This window comes from Mycolicibacterium setense, assembly GCF_000805385.1.
Taxonomy (GTDB): domain Bacteria; phylum Actinomycetota; class Actinomycetes; order Mycobacteriales; family Mycobacteriaceae; genus Mycobacterium; species Mycobacterium setense.
Genome location: NZ_JTJW01000006.1, coordinates 209,999 through 226,698 on the forward strand (window position 1 = coordinate 209,999; position 16,700 = coordinate 226,698).

Below are 16,700 nucleotides of genomic sequence, written 5' to 3' on the forward strand. Positions count from 1 at the left end.
GTCCCCGGAACGGAAATGCCTGCTCGCCCCACCCGCCGTCGCACCGACGCCTATGCCAATGAGAGCCGCATCGTCGCGGCCGCCCGCGAGGTCTTCGCCGAACGCGGCGCAGCTGCGACGTTGACCCAGATCGCCGCGCACGCGGGCGTCGGCAACGCGACGCTGTACCGCCACTTTCCGAACCGGCAGGCGCTGGCGGCGGCTGTGTACGAGGATGCTTTCGCGACCGAGGTGGAACCGGTGATCCTGTCGCTGATCGACAGCGATGCCCCGCGTGAGGCTTTCATCGACGTGATCGAGCGACTGGCCGAACTCATGTACCTGCAGCGTCCACTGCTGCCGTCGCTGGATCACCTCACCGACCTGACGGCCAGGCTGTTCACCCGCAAGCGTGAGCTACTCGAGGCAGTCGTGAGGCAGGGCCAAGCCGCCGGGGATCTGCGCGCTGACCTCACCGTCGACGATGTGCCGACCTTCGTCGCGATGGTGACGGCCGCGTCCGTGGCACTCGATCAACCGCCGCTGTTGCGTCGCCGATATCTGAGCTTGATGCTCGACGCCCTCAATCCCGCGGACGCCCAGCCACTTCCGCCGTTGCCGGACCGATCCGGCTAGGCGCCGGTCAATGCCGGGGGACGAGCGGCTTCGGGATCCGGGTTGGCGATCGGCAGGCCCATGAAGCGCCTGGCGTTGTCACCCATGAAGTCGTAGGTGCGGCGGATGTCCATGCCCTCGGCGTACTTCCAGAAACCCTTGGGCTCGGCCAGCCCTTCGGGGTGGGGGTAGTCCGAGCCGAACAGCACCTTGTCCCATCCGACCGTTTCGACCACGTCGGAAACGCAACCCTCCCAGAACGGGCTGACCCAGATGTTGCGGCGGAACACGTCGTGCGGGTGTTCGGGGAAGTTCTGCGGCATCTTCTTGTACAGGTCGGCGAAATCGTGGAACAGCGGGAAGATCCAACTGCTGCCGTTCTCCACGCTGGCGATGCGCAGCTTCGGGAACCGGGTCAGCGTGCCGTGGCAGATGAGCGCCGTCAGCATGTCGGCGATCTCGCGGTGTCCCAATACCATCCAACGGAAGGCGCTCTGCGCCATGAAGTTCTGGGTGTAGGGCGGTTCCCACTTGTTCACATAGTCATCGAGTGGGGGATAGCTGGCGTGCAGCACGATCGGCAGGCCGGCGGCCTCGACGTCACGCCAGAATGGGTCGAACTCCGGGAGGGCGGGGGAGCGCCAGCCGTGCAGGCCGTTGACCGGGCCGGGCTTGATCAACGCGACCTTGGCGCCATGCTCGAGAATCCATTCCAGTTCACGCTGTGCCGCATCGACTTCGGAGAGGTTGATGATCGGCGTGGAGAACACCCGGTCGGCGTAGTCGAAGCTCCAGTGCTCAAGGATCCACTCGTTGAGCGCATGAACGATCGCCAGCGTCAGCTGCGGGTCGTCGGCGCTCGAGTGCTCGACCAGGCTGCCCAGGGTCGGATAGTTCAGCGCTTCGACCACCCCTTGACGGTCAAGCTCTTTGACACGGTCCTCGGGATTGCGCGTGGCCGCGGGCGCCTCGATGGCCTTGCCCTGCATCTCCCGCAGAGTCTGACCTTCGGTGTTCTCCCCGGCGAAGAACTTCTCGTGCGCACCCGGTGCGGCGACGCGGTCGAAGGTCGGATTCGGGATGAAGTCGGTGACCCGGTTGTTGATCACGATGCGGGTCTGACGGCCGAACTGGGCGTACTGCACGGCGCGGCTGTACTGCTCGGGCAGGAACTTCGTCAGCGCGTCGCCCGTCTCGTACATATGCTGGTCGGCATCGAAAATCGGTGCATCCCTGAACTGTTCAGTCATTTCGAGGTTCCTTTTCTCCCGCGAGCAGTCCCCCGCAAGCGGGAGGGGCCGCCATCAGAGTCATGTGGTGCAGTCGCTGAAAATGCGATTGTGTGTCTGCTCGGCAATGAAAGTCAGCGGGTCAACACGGTGGCACCGGCGGTCCCGGGCGCACCGTAGAGCTGGGCGAAGCCGACGCGCGGGTTACCGGGAACCTGGCGGTCACCGGCCTCGCCGCGGAGTTGGCGTACCAGCTCGTGGATCTGGCGCAGGCCGGAGGCGCCGATCGGCTCGCCGTTGGCGATCAGGCCGCCGTCGGTGTTGATCGGCAACGACCCGCCGATTTCGGTGGCGCCGTCGGCCAGCAGCTTCTCCTGGTCGCCGTCGGCGCAGAACCCGCATTCGGCCATGTGGATGATCTCGGCGCCGGCATCGGTGTCCTGCAGCTGCACGACGTCGACGTCTTCGGGGGCAACCCCGGCCTTTTCGAACGCGGCGCGCGCGGCATAGACGGTGGGCGCGACGTCCTCTTCCACCGGTGCGCACGTGGTGTTCACCTCATAGGCCCCGTAGCGGCGGGTCCGTACCTCGACGGCCTTGAGGTACACCGGCTTGTCGGTGTAGCGATGGGCGATGTCGGCCCGGCACATCACCACCGCGGCCGCCCCTTCGTCGGGAGCACAGAACATGTACTGCGTCAGCGGGTAGTTGAGCATCGCCGAGTTGAGGATGTCATCCTCACTGATCGGCTTGCGGCGGAACGCATTCGGGTTCAGCGCGCCGTTGCGGAAGTTCTTGTTGGCCACCTTCGCGAGCGTCCGCTGCGAGATGTTGTGCTCGTGCAGGTAGCGGTTGGCCTTCATGCCGAAGAACTGGGTGGTGAGGTACTGGCCGTTCTCCGCGTACCAGCTGGGCATCCCGACCAGCGCGGGATCCTCGGTGAACGCACCGCGCGGATGCTTGTCCAAGCCGACGGCGATGCCGATGTCGTAGTCGCCGAGCCGGATTCCGTCAGCACACGCCTTGGTGGCGCTGGCCGCGGTGGCGCAGGCGTTGAACACATTGGTGAACGGGATGCCGCTCAGCCCGACCATCCCGACGATGGCGTCCGGGTTGGCCACCGTCCAACTGCCTCCCGTTGCAGCTTGGATGTGGCGCCACGATATGCCGGCGTCGGCGACAGCGGCGAAAATCGCGTCCACACCCATCTGCATCGCGGACTTGCCCTCGAACCGGCCGAAGGGGTGCAGGCCGACGCCGATGATCGCTACATCGTTCATGAGATTCCTGTCGTGGGCGCGAAGGCGAAGGTGACGATCTGGTTGCCGTCTTCGTCGGTGGTGAAGGGGATCATGGTGAGTTCGACGTCCATGCCGAATTGCAGTTTGGCTGGGTCGTTTTCGGTGAGGCGGCCTTCGACGCGCAGCACGGGTCCGTTGTCGTCGGCGAGTTCGACGACGCCGACGCCGAAGGGTACGAAGTCTTTTCCGGTGGGTCCCTTGTAGGGGGCTCCGGGTGGGAAGCCCTGGGTGGTCCAGGCGATGACGGTGCCGCGGCGGGGGAGGCGGACCTCTTCGGTGTTGCCGCCGGAGCACTCGGGGCAGCGGGCCTGGGCGGGGAAGGTGGTGGCCGTGCAGTCGGTGCAACGGCTGCCGATCAGCTGGGGTTCGGCGTCGGGCCAGGTCGAGATCCCCGGCGCAAGGGCCTTCAGCATGCGTGCGATCCTCCGTGTTCGACCAAAAGCGTATAGCAACTGTAACTCTTACAGTAACCTAGTACCGGTGATCGAGAGCAAGGCCGAGTCCAAGGTGACGTTCTGCCGGATCTGCGAGCCCCTGTGCGGCATGATCGCCACGGTCGAGGACGGCAGGCTCACCGCGCTGCGCCCGGACAAGGACCACCCGCTTTCGGCCGGATTCGCCTGCCAGAAAGGCATCGCGTTTTCCGAGGTCGTCAATGACCCGGATCGGGTGACCACCCCCCTGAAACGCGCTCAGGACGGTTTCGTGCCCGTCAGCTGGGACGAGGCACTCGACGACATCGCCGCCAGGCTGACCGAGATCCATCGCCGGCACGGCTCCGGAGCGCTCGCGTGGTACATGGGCAACCCGGCGGCATTCAGCTATTCGCACCTATTCGCCGCGATGGCGTTCACCAAGGGCATCGGCGGTGACAGCCATTTCTTCAGCTCGTCCACCCAGGACACGAGTAGCCGCCTGCTGGCCAACCAGTTCCTCTATGGAGCCCCGTTCCCCGTGCCGATCCCGGATGTGATGCGTACCGATCTGCTGGTCATGCTCGGCGCGAATCCGGTGGTGTCCCATGGCAGTTTCCTGACCGCGCCGCGGATCAAGGACCGCATGCACGACATCGTCAGGCGCGGCGGCCGGGTCGTGGTCATCGATCCACGGCGCAGTGAGACCGCGGCCCAGTTCGAATGGCTCGGGATCACTCCGGACGCAGACGCGTACTTGCTCTTGGCGATCTTGCAGGTGCTGTTCGCCGAGGCGCTTGTCAGCACGCGGGCCCTGACCCAGGCTGAGGGACTGGACTGGCTGCGCGCGCAATCCGCGCGGTTCAGCCCGGAGGCCACGCACCGGCACACCGGCATCGCCCCGGATACGGTGCGCACGCTGGCGCGCGACCTCGCAGCGACCGAACGGGCTGCGGTCTACGGCCGCCTGGGCACCTGCGTCGGCCGTAACGGCACGCTGACCACCTACCTGCTCGACGCAGTCAATCTCGTCGCGGGCAATCTGGACACCCCGGGCGGCAGCGTGTTCAGCACACTCGGCATCCCCGGGCAGAAATGGGGATCGCTGGCGATGGGTGCCTCGCTGCGGCGCAGCTACCGGAACAAACGGACGCGGGTCGGAGGCCTGCCGCTGGTCATCGGAGCCGAGCCCGCCGCGTTCATGGCCAAGGAGATCACCACGCCGGGCCGCCGGCAGATCAAGGCCATGTTCATCGGTGCCGGTAACCCGGTGCTGTCGGTGCCCAACGGTCGCGAGCTCGAAGAAGCATTGGAGGCAACGGACCTTTCGGTCGGGCTGGATCTCTATGTCAACGAGACCACCGCGCACTGCGACTACGTGCTGCCCGTGACGACGATGTACGAGCGCGACGACTTCGCCGTCACGTTCCAGATGTTCCAGGCCACGCCGTTCCGTCAGGCCACCGATGCAGTGGTCGCGCCACGCGGGCAGACGCGTACCGAATGGGACATCATCGTCGATCTGATCGGCAGGATGGGTGTCCGCACACCGGTTTTCAGTGCCATCCGCCTGGCCGCCAAACGTGCCATGCGACGCGGGAAGCGACTCAGCCCGCGTCCGATGATCGACATGATGATCCGGATGGCCGACGGCGGTGACCGCTTCGGGCTGCGCCGTGGCGGGCTGACGTTCCGTCGCCTGACCGAGCAGCATCCGCACGGTGTGGTGGTGGCACCGGACATCCGCACCGGCGTGCTCGGTGAGGTCGTGGTGTACCCGAAGGGACGCGTCCGGCTCGAGCACGAGGACATCGCCTCCGAGATCGCCGGCCTGTCGCAACGGACGACGCCGGACGGCTATCCGCTGCGCATGATCGGCATGAGGGAATCGCGGTCCGAGAATTCCTGGCTGCACAACTCGCCGTTGCTGATGCGCGGCAACAGGATTCACCGCGCCCTCATGCACGCCGAGGATGCGGCCGCCCGGCACTTGTCCGACGGTGACGCCGTGCGGGTGCGCTCACCGTACGGCCAGATCGACATCGCGCTGTCACTCACCGACGACATCGTCCGGGGCACGGTCGCCATCCCGCACGGTTGGGGTCACAAGGGCAGTGGCGGTTGGCGGATCGCCAATCAGGCGGGCGGTGCCAACGTCAACCAGTTGATGTCGAGTGATCCCGGCGATGTCGAGGCGCTGGCGGGCATGTCCTGGCTGACGGGTGTGCCGGTGCAGGTGGAATCCCGCTGACCTTCCGCGAAACGGCATTCCGGCAGGTGCCTACTCGCACTTTCTCTGCTGGAATGCCGTTTCGGCGGTAGAGGGTATTACTGTAAGTGTTACAGTTGTGCGCGTGAGCGAAGTCGTCGACCAGGCCGCCACCAGTGTGGACATCGGGAAACGTGCCGCCGCGCGGGCAGAGAAGCGCATGTTGATCGATGGCGAGCTGGTGGCCGCGGCCTCCGGTGCCGAATTCGACAACCTCAGCCCCGCCACCGGTCTGGTCCTCGGGACGACCGCCGCCGCGGGTGCACACGATATGGATATCGCGATCGGTTCCGCCCGGCGCGCGTTCGACGAATCCGACTGGAGCACCAATCGTGAACTGCGCCGGCGTGTGCTGGCCCAACTGCAGGAGGCGATCGAGTCCGAAAAGGCCGACCTTCGTGAGGAATTGATCGCCGAGGTGGGATGTCCGGCGATGACGACGGACAATGCCCAACTGGACTGGCCGCTGGCCGATGCGCTGCGGTACCCGGCCCGGCTGATCGATGAGTTCGAATGGGAACGGACCCTCGACGGCGGCGGGCTGTTCGGCGAACGCAACGCCCGCACGGTGATCAAAGAGGCAGTCGGTGTGGTGGCTGCGATCACCCCGTCGAACTTCCCGATCGAGGTGATACTCAACAAGCTCGGGCCCGCTTTGGCGGCCGGCAATACCGTGGTGCTCAAACCGGATCCGAACACGCCGTGGAATGCCACCCGGTTGGGTCGGCTGATCGCGGAGCACACCGACATGCCGCGTGGCGTGGTCAACGTGGTGCCCACGCCGTCCAACGAGGTGGCCGGACAGCTGGGCACCGACCCGCGGGTCGACATGGTGTCGTTCACCGGGTCGACCGCAGTCGGCCGGCATCTGATGCGCGTCGGCGCCGACACCATGAAGCGCACGTTCCTCGAACTCGGCGGCAAGTCGGCGATGATCGTGCTCGACGACGCCAAGCCCGCCCACATCATCCCCGGCGCGATCGGGGCATGCGTACACGCCGGGCAGGCCTGTGCAGCCAACACCCGGATGCTGGTGCACCGCAGCCTGTTCGACGAGGCAGTTGCCAATGTGACGATGGCGTTCGGCGCGGTCCCGGTGGGTGATCCCGCGTTGCCGACCACGCTCGTCGGCCCGCTGATCAGTGCGGCGCAGAAGCAACGTGTGCTCGACGCCATCGACGGTGCCCGTCGTGACGGCGCGGACATCGTGGTCGGCGGAGGCGAGGTCGCCGGTTTGGCCGACCATCTGCGTGACGGGCACTTCGTGGCACCCACCGTGATCGTCGGGGCCGATCCGCGATCGGCGATCGCGCAGGACGAGGTATTCGGGCCGGTGCTGGTGATTTTGCCGTTCGACGATGACGACGAGGCAGTGCGGATCGCCAACGACAGCGCATTCGGCTTGGCGGGCGCGGTGATGTCCGCGTCATCCGAGCGGGCGATGGGCCTCGCCCGGCGGATCAGGACCGGCGCAATCGGTGTCAACGGCGGCATGTACTACGGGGCCGACGCCCCGTTCGGTGGGTACAAGAACAGTGGCGTCGGAAGGCAATGCGGCATAGAGGGGTTCGCTCAGTACACCGAGACCAAGACAATCGGCTGGCGGCTGCCCCGGCACTAGCGATCTTTCCGCGAGCAGACGCAAACTCGCACATTGGCGTACCCGGGAGTGCGATTATGCGTCTGCTCGGCAGAATGCCTCGGCGCGATCGAGAATGCTGTCGAGGATGTGGTCGAAGTTGCCGTCGTCGGCCATGCCGATTCGGTAGCCGCGCCCGGGAATCGAGGCGATCAGCGGCATGGCCTCGGCATCGATCACCTGTTCCCAGTACTCGCGGGGAAACTGGACCTCTGCGGTCCGGCTCTGCAACCGCTGCAGCACGGCGGAACTGCGGACCAGCACCGAGATGGCCGTGTAGGTGTCGAAGGCCTGTTTGGCGGTGAGCCCGGCCGCCACCAGTGCTGCCACCGGCTGCTCGATCTTCTCCAGCGCGGTGCGCGCCGCAGGCACGCCCCGGGTGCCGCGGATCAGGATGAGATCGCACATGATCGGGTTCTCGGTGAACATGTCGCGCATGCGGTGGGCATGGGTGTGCAGCGAGTCGCGCCAGGTGCCCGCGTCGATGGACAGCACGCTGAGGTCGTAATCGAGCAGGACGCGGTCGGTCATCGCGTCCAGCAGCTGATCCTTGCGGCGGAAATACCAGTAGATGCTGGTGACCCCGACATCGAGGTGGCGGGCCAGCTGCGGCATGCTGAGGTTGTCGATCGAGACCTGGCCGGCGATTTCGAAAGCGCCGCGCAGGATTTCGTCGACGCTGATCGACCCGCGTTCGCGGCGCCGGCGACCATTCGCGGGCCTGACCATTGCATCGCCCTTCAGTGGATCGGTTCGAACGTGACGGGTATGGCGGTGGGGGAGCGGAACGGCTGCCCGAAGATGTGCGGGTCGTCATCGGTGACCAGCTCGAGGTTGCGGACCCGCCCGAGCAGGCTCTCCATGGCGACCCGGGTTTCCATCCGGGCCAGGTGCAGCCCCATACAGGTGTGCTCACCGGCGGCAAAGGTGATGTGGGGCAGCCGCTTCCGGAAGATGTCGAACTCCTCGGGCCGTTCCCATCGGTTCTCGTCGCGGTTGGCAGACCCCATGCAGACGTCGATCACCGCGCCGGCCGGCAGCGCCACACCGTCGAGTTCGGTGTCGTGGGTAGCCGAGCGTTGCACGGTGGTCAGCGGCGTTTCGTACCGCAATCCCTCTTCGATCGCCTGGCCGATGAGCCCATGGTCGGCCTGTACCGCGGCGAACTGTTCAGGGTGGGTGAGCAGCAGATACAACAGATTGCCTGAGGACCGGTAGGTGGTCTCCAAGCCGGCGGGCAGCAGTAGCCGTAGGAACGAATAGATGGCCTCGTCGGTCAGCTTCTCGCCGTCGATCTCGGCGGTGACGAGGTCGCCGATTATGTCGTCGGTGGGCTTGGAGCGGCGCAGGTCTATCTGGCCGAGGAAGTAGTCTTTCAACGCCGCGGAGGCTTCGAAAGCGCGCTTGTACTTCACCGTGTAACTGATCAGTTCGACAGCCCGCTTCCGGAACCAGGGCAGGTCTTCGGTCGGCAGGCCGAGCAGCGTCGAGATCACCCGGGTCGGGAATTCGAAGGTGAAATCGCGCACCAGATCAGCGGTTCCGGCTTCGATGAACTCGTCGACGAGCGCCTCGCAGATGGGCCGGACGATCTCGGGTTCCCAGCGCTGCAGCGAACGTGACTTGAAGGCTGCCGAGACCAGGTTGCGGTGGTCGCGGTGGGTTTTGCCCTCCATCGCCAGGATCGTGGGGCCGATGAAGAGGCCGATGGTGTTGTCGTAGATCGTCGAGTTGAACGACTTGCCGTCCCGGAACACGGTATTGACCGCGTCGAATGACACCGCCGCGAATTGGTGTTCCGGCAGTAGGGATTCCGGGGTCTTGGACCAGTCCATCACAGAGCCGCGGAATACCCCGTGCTGCGCGCGGTGCCGCGCGAAGATCGGGTACGGGTCGCGCAGCAGCGCGGCCGCGTCGTCGGATATGGCGTCCTGCACTTCACTTTCCACAGCTCACCCCACCGTCCGCAACGGATCCACGATGCTGATGCATATTACTGTAAATATTACAGTAATGAAGTCGGATCGCGGGTGGGCCGTCAGAGGGCGATCGGAGCCCCATTGCTCATCGACGCGATGAAGCCTCCGTCGACCTGGATGTCCTGACCGTTGACCCAGCGTGCCTCCGGCGAGGCCAGAAAGGCGATGAGTGGAACGACGTCGTCGACGGTGGCGTGCCGGCCCACCGTCGTCCGGACCAGATCGAGAACGTCCTTGCCCATGGTCTGTTCGAAATCGGTCAGGATGGGCGTCTCGACGGGGCCGGGGCTGACGGTGTTGACGCGGACCCCGTACTTGGACCAGGCCGGACCGGCGAGCCGCTTGATGAACAGGATCGCGGCCTGCTTCGACGTGGTGTACACGGGGAAGTTCGGATCCTGTCCGGTCTGCCACTGCGCCACCGCGTCTCCATCGGTGAGCGCGAGCAGTCCGTCGAGGATGTCGAGGCGTTGTTGCCAACCCAACGCGGCGGTCGACGCCACCGTGACGATCGAGCCGCCGTGACGCAACAGCGGCAACATGCCCTCGGCCATCAGACGCATACCGAGGTAGTTGACCTTCAGGACGTCGGGCGCCGGGGCGGTACCCGGCACACCCGCGACGTGTGCCAGCATGTCCCAGCCGTCGCCGATTTCGCTCAACAGCCGGGCGATGTCACCGGCATCCCGTAGGTCGCAGGTGGCGTGCTCCGACGCCGGCGTCTCGTTGTCGCGCACGTCGACGGCGAGCACGTGGTCGCCGCGATGGTGAAAGTGCGCCGCGGTGGCCGCCCCGATTCCGGATCCGGCTCCGACGACGACGATCCTGCGTGCGGTTTCCGACATGCCCCGACCTCTCACTGAATTAACGACAGTAAGGATGACTGTAAACAATTCCGTCCGCTCGGACAATCGCCTCTGACATGCTCGGAGGGTGCTACCGTGAGCCTTACCGGAGTGGCCTTCGGGACAGTGCTGATGCGGGTCTGGCAAGGAGACGAAACGATGAGCGCGACCGAAGAGCGCGCGGCGGTGCAGCCGCAGCGTGACGGGCTGGACGAGCTGCTGGCCGTTGCACGTCGGTCTTTCATCGCCGACGGTCCACCCGATGTCGCGTTACGCCGCAACCGCATCGACCGCCTGCTCGCCATGGTCTTGGACAACTCCGAGGACTTCGTCGCGGCCACCGCGGCCGATTACGGATCGCGATCGCGCTCGGCGGCGTTCTTCGCCGAGATCCTCGGCATGCTCTCGGTCATCGAGCACACCAGAGCCCATGTCCCGCAATGGATGCGTGCGACCAAGCTGATGCGGGCGGCCCGGTTCGCCGGACTGCGCGCGGAGGTGCTGCCGAGCCCGCTCGGGGTCATCGGGGTCATCGGTCCGTGGAACTTCCCGGTCCAGTTGACGGTGCTGCCTGCGGCTGCGGCATTCGCTGCCGGCAACCGGGTGATGATCAAGATGTCCGAAGTCACCCCCTCTACCGCTGAGCTGATGGCGGCAACCGCACCCAAGTATTTCGACGCGACCGAATTGCAGGTCGTGACGGGCGGGCCCGAGGTGGCCGCCGAGTTCGCCGGCCTTCCGTTCGACCACCTGTTCTTCACCGGTTCCCCGTCGATCGGGGCGCTGGTGGCGCGAGCCGCATCGGACAACCTGGTTCCGGTGACTTTGGAGCTGGGCGGCAAGAACCCGGTCGTGGTTGCGCCCGGCGCCGACATCGAGCGCGCAGCAAGCCGAATCGCCCAGGCCCGCATGGTCAATGGCGGTCAAGTCTGCGTCTGTCCCGACTACGTCTTCGTGCCCGACGCCCAGGTGGACCGGTTCGTCGCGGTGGCACGCACGACGCTGAGTGGATTGTTCCCCAGCATCATCGACAACGCCGACTACTGCTCCTCGGTGAACCAGGCCAACTTCGACCGCGTGGTCGGGCTGATCGCCGACGCACGAGGCCATGGGGCGCGAATCGACTCCATCGTGCCGGCAGGGGAGGTGCTGCCGGATCCCGGTTCGCGGAAGATCCCTCCGACCATCGTGCGTGACATCGATGACCGGATGCGGATCGCGCACGAGGAGGTGTTCGGACCGGTGCTCGCGGTCCGCGGCTACTCCGCACTCAGCGAGGCCATCGACCACATCAACGCCAACCCATCACCGTTGGTGGCCTATTGGTTCGGCGCCGACGACGCCGACTTCCGGCACTTCGTCAGCCATACTCGCAGCGGCGGCGTGGCCCGCAACGACTTTGCCGCACACATGATCCCGTCGAGCGCACCGTTCGGCGGCGTCGGGCGAAGCGGAACCGGCGCCTACCACGGCAAGGCCGGCTTCGACGCGTTCAGCCACTACCGCACCGTGGTGGGCAGCGACCTACCGTTCAGCGTCACCGGTCAAGCGGCTCGGCCGTTCACCGCGTCGATGCGAGTAGGTGCCGACCTCAGCTTGCGGCGGGCCCGCAGCCGAACCGCCGCCCGGCTCAAGAAGTTTCGCTGACCGCCTGCTCACGCGCCCAGCGGTAGTCCGCTTTGCCTGCCGGGCTTCGCTCGATGGCGGGGCGGAACAGCACAGCCTTGGGCAGCTTGTAGCGGGCGATCGAGGATTCGGCGTGCCGGATCAGTTCATCGGCATCTACCGGGCTGTCCGCCAACGCCTCCTCGGCCAGACAGACGATGGCGACGACTTCCTGGCCCCAGCGATCACTCGGCCGGCCGGTGACCACCACATCGCGCACCGCCGGATGTGAGGCGATCGCGGACTCGACCTCCTCGGCGAAGATCTTCTCGCCACCGGAATTGATCGTGACCGAGTCACGGCCGAGCAACTCGATGACTCCACCGTCCAGGTGACGGGCCCGGTCGCCTGGCGTCGCATAACGGACGCCGTCGATCACCGGGAACGTCGCCGCGGTCTTGGCAGCATCACCCTTGTAGCCCAGCGGCACGAACCCGCGCTGTGCCAGCCAGCCCAGCCCGTCGTGGCCCGCGGGCAGGACCGCGGTGAAATCCTCGGCCACCACGCAGGTATCGGGCCCGGCGTTGAAGGTTCCGGTCGAGACGGCGCCAGGGGCGGACATGTGGCTCATCTGAGCGCCGGTTTCCGACGATCCCACCCCGTCGACGACGATGAGGTTCTCCTTGGCGTCGATGAGTTGTTGCTTGACGTAAGGAGTCAGCTGCGCGCCCCCGTTGGCCACGACCGACAACGACGACACGTCCGCGCCTCCACTCTTGATCGCATCCAGCAGCGGGCGGGCCATCGCGTCACCCACCACCGTCGCCACCAGAACCTGCTCGCGTTCGATGGTGCGCACCACGTCGTCGGCGTCGAAATGGTCCACCACACCGGGAAATACGACGGTCTGGCCCGTGCTGATCGCTGTCATCACCGCCCACTGGGCCGCACCGTGGATCAGCGGCGGCAGGATCATCAACTTGGTGCCGGGATTGTCGGCCGCGCGGCTGACGATCTCCTCGACGGACGCCGCTTTCTCGCCGGTCATCATGTTGCGTCCGCCGAATGCGGTCATGAAGATGTCGTGCTGGCGCCACAAGACACCCTTGGGCATGCCGGTGGTGCCACCGGTGTAGAGCACATAGAGATCGTCCGGGCTGGGCTCGACGGGCGCGGCATCCTGTGTCGGAGTGCCGACGACCGTCTCGTAATCCACAGCGCCGTCGAGCATTTCATTGCCTGAGCCGTCGGCGATCTGAATCAGCACCCGCAACCCGGGAAGGTCGGGCAGGACCTCGGCCACCCGCGGTGCGAAGGCCGCGTGGTACACGAGCGCGGACGCGCCGGAATCGGCCAGCAGGTACTGCAATTCGTTCTTGACGTAGCGATAGTTGACGTTGAACGGGGCAACGCGGGACCGAAATGAACCGAGCAGAGACTCGACGAACTCGGGTCCGTTGTAGGCATAGATACCCAGCAGATCCTGGCCCACCTCGTGCCCGGCCAGCTTGCTGCGTTCGGTGTGTACACCCAATCCGCGCGAATGCAGATACGCCGCCAGACGATTCGACCGGTCCACGATCTGGCGATAGGTGTAGCGCCTGTCGCCCTGGACGATCAACGCGCGATCTCCAATGGCGGCGGCGACGGCTTCAGTGACGGCCGGAACGGTGAACTGCACGGTTTCTCCTATGGGGCGGATCAGCGCTGCCAGGCGCGCAGCAGGTCGTCGGTGGTGGTGACGGTGGCCAGCAGGGACAGCGTGTTGTCGATGACCGCGTCGGCGTAGGCCGTCGGAATCCCGGCCACGGCGTCGCGGGGGAGCACCACCCGGTACCCGGCATTGACCGCGTCCATCACCAGGTTGATGATCGCGATGTTCACCGAGACACCCACTGCCACGATGGTACTGACGCCGAGATTGCGCAGGGTCGCATCGAGGTCGGTGCCACCCATCGGGCCCAGGCCGTGCCGGCGGGAGAGCACGAGATCATCGGGCTCGGGACCGAATTCGGGTAGGAGGGAGGCACCAGGGGTGCCCGGCAGGATACCGACGTCATTGCGACCGATCGCGAAGATCTTGGCGTTGTGGTTGGAGCCGAGTCCGTCGGCGCGTCGGTGCACCAGACAGTGCACCACTCGGGCGGAGGCGGCCCGCGCGGCCGGCAACAGACGCGCGATGTTCGGCAGCGCCTCGCGGCGGGCTTCGTCGGCGAGTGCGGCCAGCCCGGCATCGGGGCCGACCACCGCACCCTGACATTCCTGGGTGACCACCGCGGTATGCGCGGGTGCGATCAGCTCTGACAGATCAGGTCTCATGCGCCGGCGACAGCGCTTTCGACCGGAGGAACTTCGCCGGGTGGGGTGGCGGGAACTTCGTAGAACTGCGTGGCCCACTTACGCATGGCCATATACGGTTTGGCATCGATCTTGGCCAGCGGCGGGTGTTCGACGTACTTCTGGTAGCGCCAGATGTCGCAGTCTTCCCAGACTGTTTTGAGGAACTGTTTCTCGACCTGTCTGCGTACCTGCTCGGGTGGGATGTCGGACGTCTCACCCGGGATCTTGGGCCACCAGATCGAATAGAACATGTCCGACACCTCGTCGTCGACCGGGGTGCACGCGAAGATCAATCGGTGGTTGGACGACCCTTCGAACGCGCTCATGGCGAAACCGAGGCCCGAGAAGTGGCTGTGGATCCGCAGCGCCATCTTGTCCGGGTCGTCGCTGCGGGCATCGGGCCAGCCGGTCAGGAACCGCCATTCTTCGTCGACGTGTTCCCAGTGCAGGCAGACAGGGGTCACGGTGGCGCCGTGGACATAGCGGAAATGCGAACTGTCCGGGCCGTTCTCGGCCACGATCTGCGGATGCACCGGGATCGCGTCGGCTCGGCTGGAGAACTCCGGATAGGGCCGGTAGTACGCATCCGGATCGGTTTCGAACTGCGGGAACTTGTGGAAGATGTCGGGCAGTTCCCACTGCGGTTCCAAACCGGCGGGCTGGTACCACATGAAGATGCAGCCGTACTGCTCCTTGACCGGGTACGAACGTAGTCGCAGACCGCGGTTGGGCTTGTCGGGCTGATACGGGATATAGGTGTTGTTGCCCTCGGGGCCCCACCGCCAGCCGTGGAACGGGCACTCGACGCAATCGCCGACCACCTTGCCGCCGTGTCCGATGTGGGCGCCCAGATGCTTGCAGTGGGCTTCGAGCACGTGTAGTTCACCGGACTCGTCTCGGTACGCAGCGAGATCCTCGCCGAAGTACTTCAGCGCCTTCACATCACCAACCGCGTACTCCGCTGACCAGCCGATCATGAACCAGCCGGTGACCTTCCAGGTGAACGGCACTTTCATGGCCGGCTTCCTCCCTGCTTGCCCTGCACTCGCCGTAGGTACGGAAGACATTACAGTAGTGGTTTCTGGAGAGAAAGGGCGCAACACGGTGTGCGGACCGCAGCGACGCCTGGGCGGGCGGGGCGTGATGTTGATTCTACTGAATGGCTTACGGTAGCGTTTACAAAAGCAGGTTTGACCGTCCCCGCAACGCCGGGCGACCTGGTCGGAGGTTATGTCGCGGACCGTGACTCGTCACAGAGTCGGAAAAGGATGATCGATGACTGCGGCCACGGTGGTGTTCGACCCGTTTTCTGAGGACTTCTTCAACAGTCCTTACGAGATGTACCGCCAGATGCGCTTGCATGCGCCGGTCTACTACAGCGAGCAGTACGACTTCTATGCGCTGACCCGTCACGAGGATGTCGCCGCCGCGTTCAAGGACCACGAGACCTACTCCTCGGCCTACGGCGTCGACCTCGCCCAGGTCCGCAAAGGCGATGTGACCGAGCATGGTTCGATCATCGCCATGGATCCGCCGGCGCACCGGAGGATGCGCAGCCTGCTCAACAAGGTCTTCACGCCGCGTGCGATCCAGTCCAAACGGGAACTGGTGACCGAGCTGGTGGACAAGCACCTTTCGGCCGTGGACCCGGCCGGGTTCGACTTCGTCCAGGACTTCGCGGCTCTCTTTCCCGTCGACGTGATGACGACCCTGCAGGGTGTGCCTGACGAAGACCACCAACAGGTTCGGCTGTGGATCGACGATCTCCTCCACCGGGAGCCCGGCGAAATCGAGATGAGCGCGGCCGGGATGGAATCGGCCGTCAACATGGCCGTCTACTACTTCCGGCTGATCAAGAAGCGGCGCGAGGAACTGGGTGAGGACCTGATCAGCAAGCTGATCGAGTCTGAGATCGAGCGGGACGACGGTGAGATGTCCCCGCTGACCAATATCGAGATCACCGAATTCGCCACGCTTCTCGGCGGCGCGGGTGCGGAAACGGTGACCAAGCTGCTCGGAAATGCGGCGGTGGTGTTCGCGCAGAATCCCGACCAGTGGCAAAGGCTGCTCGCCGATCGCAGCAAGGTGCCCGCTGCGGTCGAGGAACTACTGCGCTACGAGGCGCCGGCGCAGTACAACGTCCGGCGCTCGATGCGCGAGGTCGAATTGCACGGGGTGACGATTCCGGCCGGCAAGCCGGTGTTCCTGGTGGGTGGTTCCGCCAACCGGGATCCCGAGGCGTGGACCGAACCCGACCGCTTCGACATCGACCGCGATCGTGCCCAGGCGCAGAATCTCGGGCTGGGCTACGGGATTCACAGCTGCTTGGGTGCGGCGTTGGCACGGCTGGAAAGTGTCATCGCGCTGGACAAGATGCTGGACTTCATGCCGCGCTACGAAGTCGACTGGGACGGCTGCAAGCGGGTCAACATGCAGAACGTCGCCGGCTGGAGCAACGTGCCGGTTCGCGTGCTGAGCTGATCGAC

14 protein-coding genes are annotated in these 16,700 nt (G+C 65.5%); 5 read left to right on the forward strand and 9 right to left on the reverse strand.

The features are described from left to right. Positions 1-15: 15 nt before the first annotated feature. Complete coding sequence (locus QQ25_RS11660) at positions 16-615, forward strand: TetR/AcrR family transcriptional regulator (RefSeq protein WP_039378852.1); 600 nt, start codon at positions 16-18, stop codon at positions 613-615. On the opposite strand, the gene QQ25_RS11665 is transcribed toward QQ25_RS11660, so the two are convergent. From QQ25_RS11665 to QQ25_RS11675, 3 genes are all read right to left on the reverse strand, one after another. After that, positions 612-1,844, reverse strand: coding sequence for an amidohydrolase family protein (locus QQ25_RS11665; protein WP_039378854.1), 1,233 nt, complete (start codon positions 1,842-1,844; stop codon positions 612-614). The genes QQ25_RS11660 and QQ25_RS11665 overlap by 4 nt on opposite strands. Before the next feature lie 113 nt (positions 1,845-1,957). Further along, entirely contained in the window at positions 1,958-3,103 is a 1,146-nt protein-coding gene (locus tag QQ25_RS11670; protein WP_039318105.1) for a thiolase family protein, read from the reverse strand. Then, positions 3,100-3,537: a Zn-ribbon domain-containing OB-fold protein gene (locus QQ25_RS11675; RefSeq protein ID WP_039378855.1), complete on the reverse strand. Its 438-nt coding sequence runs from the start codon at positions 3,535-3,537 to the stop codon at positions 3,100-3,102. Before QQ25_RS11675 ends, QQ25_RS11670 begins: the two co-directional genes overlap by 4 nt. A gap of 130 nt (positions 3,538-3,667) precedes the next feature. On the opposite strand from QQ25_RS11675, the gene QQ25_RS11680 reads away from it, so the two are divergent. Beyond that, a complete protein-coding gene (locus QQ25_RS11680; RefSeq protein ID WP_052235865.1) occupies positions 3,668-5,788 on the forward strand; it encodes a molybdopterin-containing oxidoreductase family protein in 2,121 nt (706 codons plus the stop codon). A gap of 103 nt (positions 5,789-5,891) precedes the next feature. Further along, entirely contained in the window at positions 5,892-7,427 is a 1,536-nt protein-coding gene (locus QQ25_RS11685; protein WP_039379839.1) for an aldehyde dehydrogenase family protein, read from the forward strand. A gap of 54 nt (positions 7,428-7,481) precedes the next feature. Here QQ25_RS11685 and QQ25_RS11690 read toward each other — a convergent pair whose 3' ends face one another. The 3 genes from QQ25_RS11690 to QQ25_RS11700 form a co-directional block, all read right to left on the reverse strand. Further along, positions 7,482-8,174: a TetR/AcrR family transcriptional regulator gene (locus tag QQ25_RS11690; RefSeq protein ID WP_039318113.1), complete on the reverse strand. Its 693-nt coding sequence runs from the start codon at positions 8,172-8,174 to the stop codon at positions 7,482-7,484. 11 nt (positions 8,175-8,185) lie between these two features. Continuing rightward, positions 8,186-9,394 (reverse strand): cytochrome P450, encoded by a 1,209-nt coding sequence (locus QQ25_RS11695; RefSeq protein WP_039378857.1) that lies wholly within the window; start codon positions 9,392-9,394, stop codon positions 8,186-8,188. Between the two features lie 89 nt (positions 9,395-9,483). Beyond that, positions 9,484-10,269, reverse strand: coding sequence for an SDR family oxidoreductase (locus QQ25_RS11700; RefSeq protein ID WP_039318119.1), 786 nt, complete (start codon positions 10,267-10,269; stop codon positions 9,484-9,486). A 159-nt stretch (positions 10,270-10,428) separates the two neighbouring features. On the opposite strand from QQ25_RS11700, the gene QQ25_RS11705 reads away from it, so the two are divergent. Beyond that, on the forward strand, positions 10,429-11,916 hold the full coding sequence (locus QQ25_RS11705; RefSeq protein WP_039318614.1) for an aldehyde dehydrogenase family protein: 1,488 nt from the start codon (positions 10,429-10,431) through the stop codon (positions 11,914-11,916). Here QQ25_RS11705 and QQ25_RS11710 read toward each other — a convergent pair. Genes QQ25_RS11710 through QQ25_RS11720 form a run of 3 tightly spaced genes read right to left on the reverse strand, consistent with a single transcriptional unit; the run spans position 11,900 to position 15,230 of the window. Continuing rightward, positions 11,900-13,567 (reverse strand): medium-chain acyl-CoA ligase Mig, encoded by a 1,668-nt coding sequence (locus tag QQ25_RS11710; RefSeq protein ID WP_039378859.1) that lies wholly within the window; start codon positions 13,565-13,567, stop codon positions 11,900-11,902. The two genes, QQ25_RS11705 and QQ25_RS11710, sit on opposite strands and share 17 nt — an antisense overlap. 8 nt (positions 13,568-13,575) lie before the next feature. Then, the gene (locus QQ25_RS11715) at positions 13,576-14,193 is read right to left on the reverse strand and encodes a cysteine hydrolase family protein (protein WP_039378860.1); all 618 of its coding nucleotides are present in this window, start codon (positions 14,191-14,193) and stop codon (positions 13,576-13,578) included. Beyond that, entirely contained in the window at positions 14,190-15,230 is a 1,041-nt protein-coding gene (locus tag QQ25_RS11720) for a Rieske 2Fe-2S domain-containing protein (protein ID WP_039318128.1), read from the reverse strand. The genes QQ25_RS11715 and QQ25_RS11720 overlap by 4 nt, the downstream gene beginning before the upstream one ends. 259 nt (positions 15,231-15,489) lie before the next feature. Between QQ25_RS11720 and QQ25_RS11725 the strand changes: the two genes are divergently transcribed. Next, positions 15,490-16,695 (forward strand): cytochrome P450, encoded by a 1,206-nt coding sequence (locus QQ25_RS11725; RefSeq protein ID WP_039378861.1) that lies wholly within the window; start codon positions 15,490-15,492, stop codon positions 16,693-16,695. Positions 16,696-16,700 lie beyond the last annotated feature (5 nt).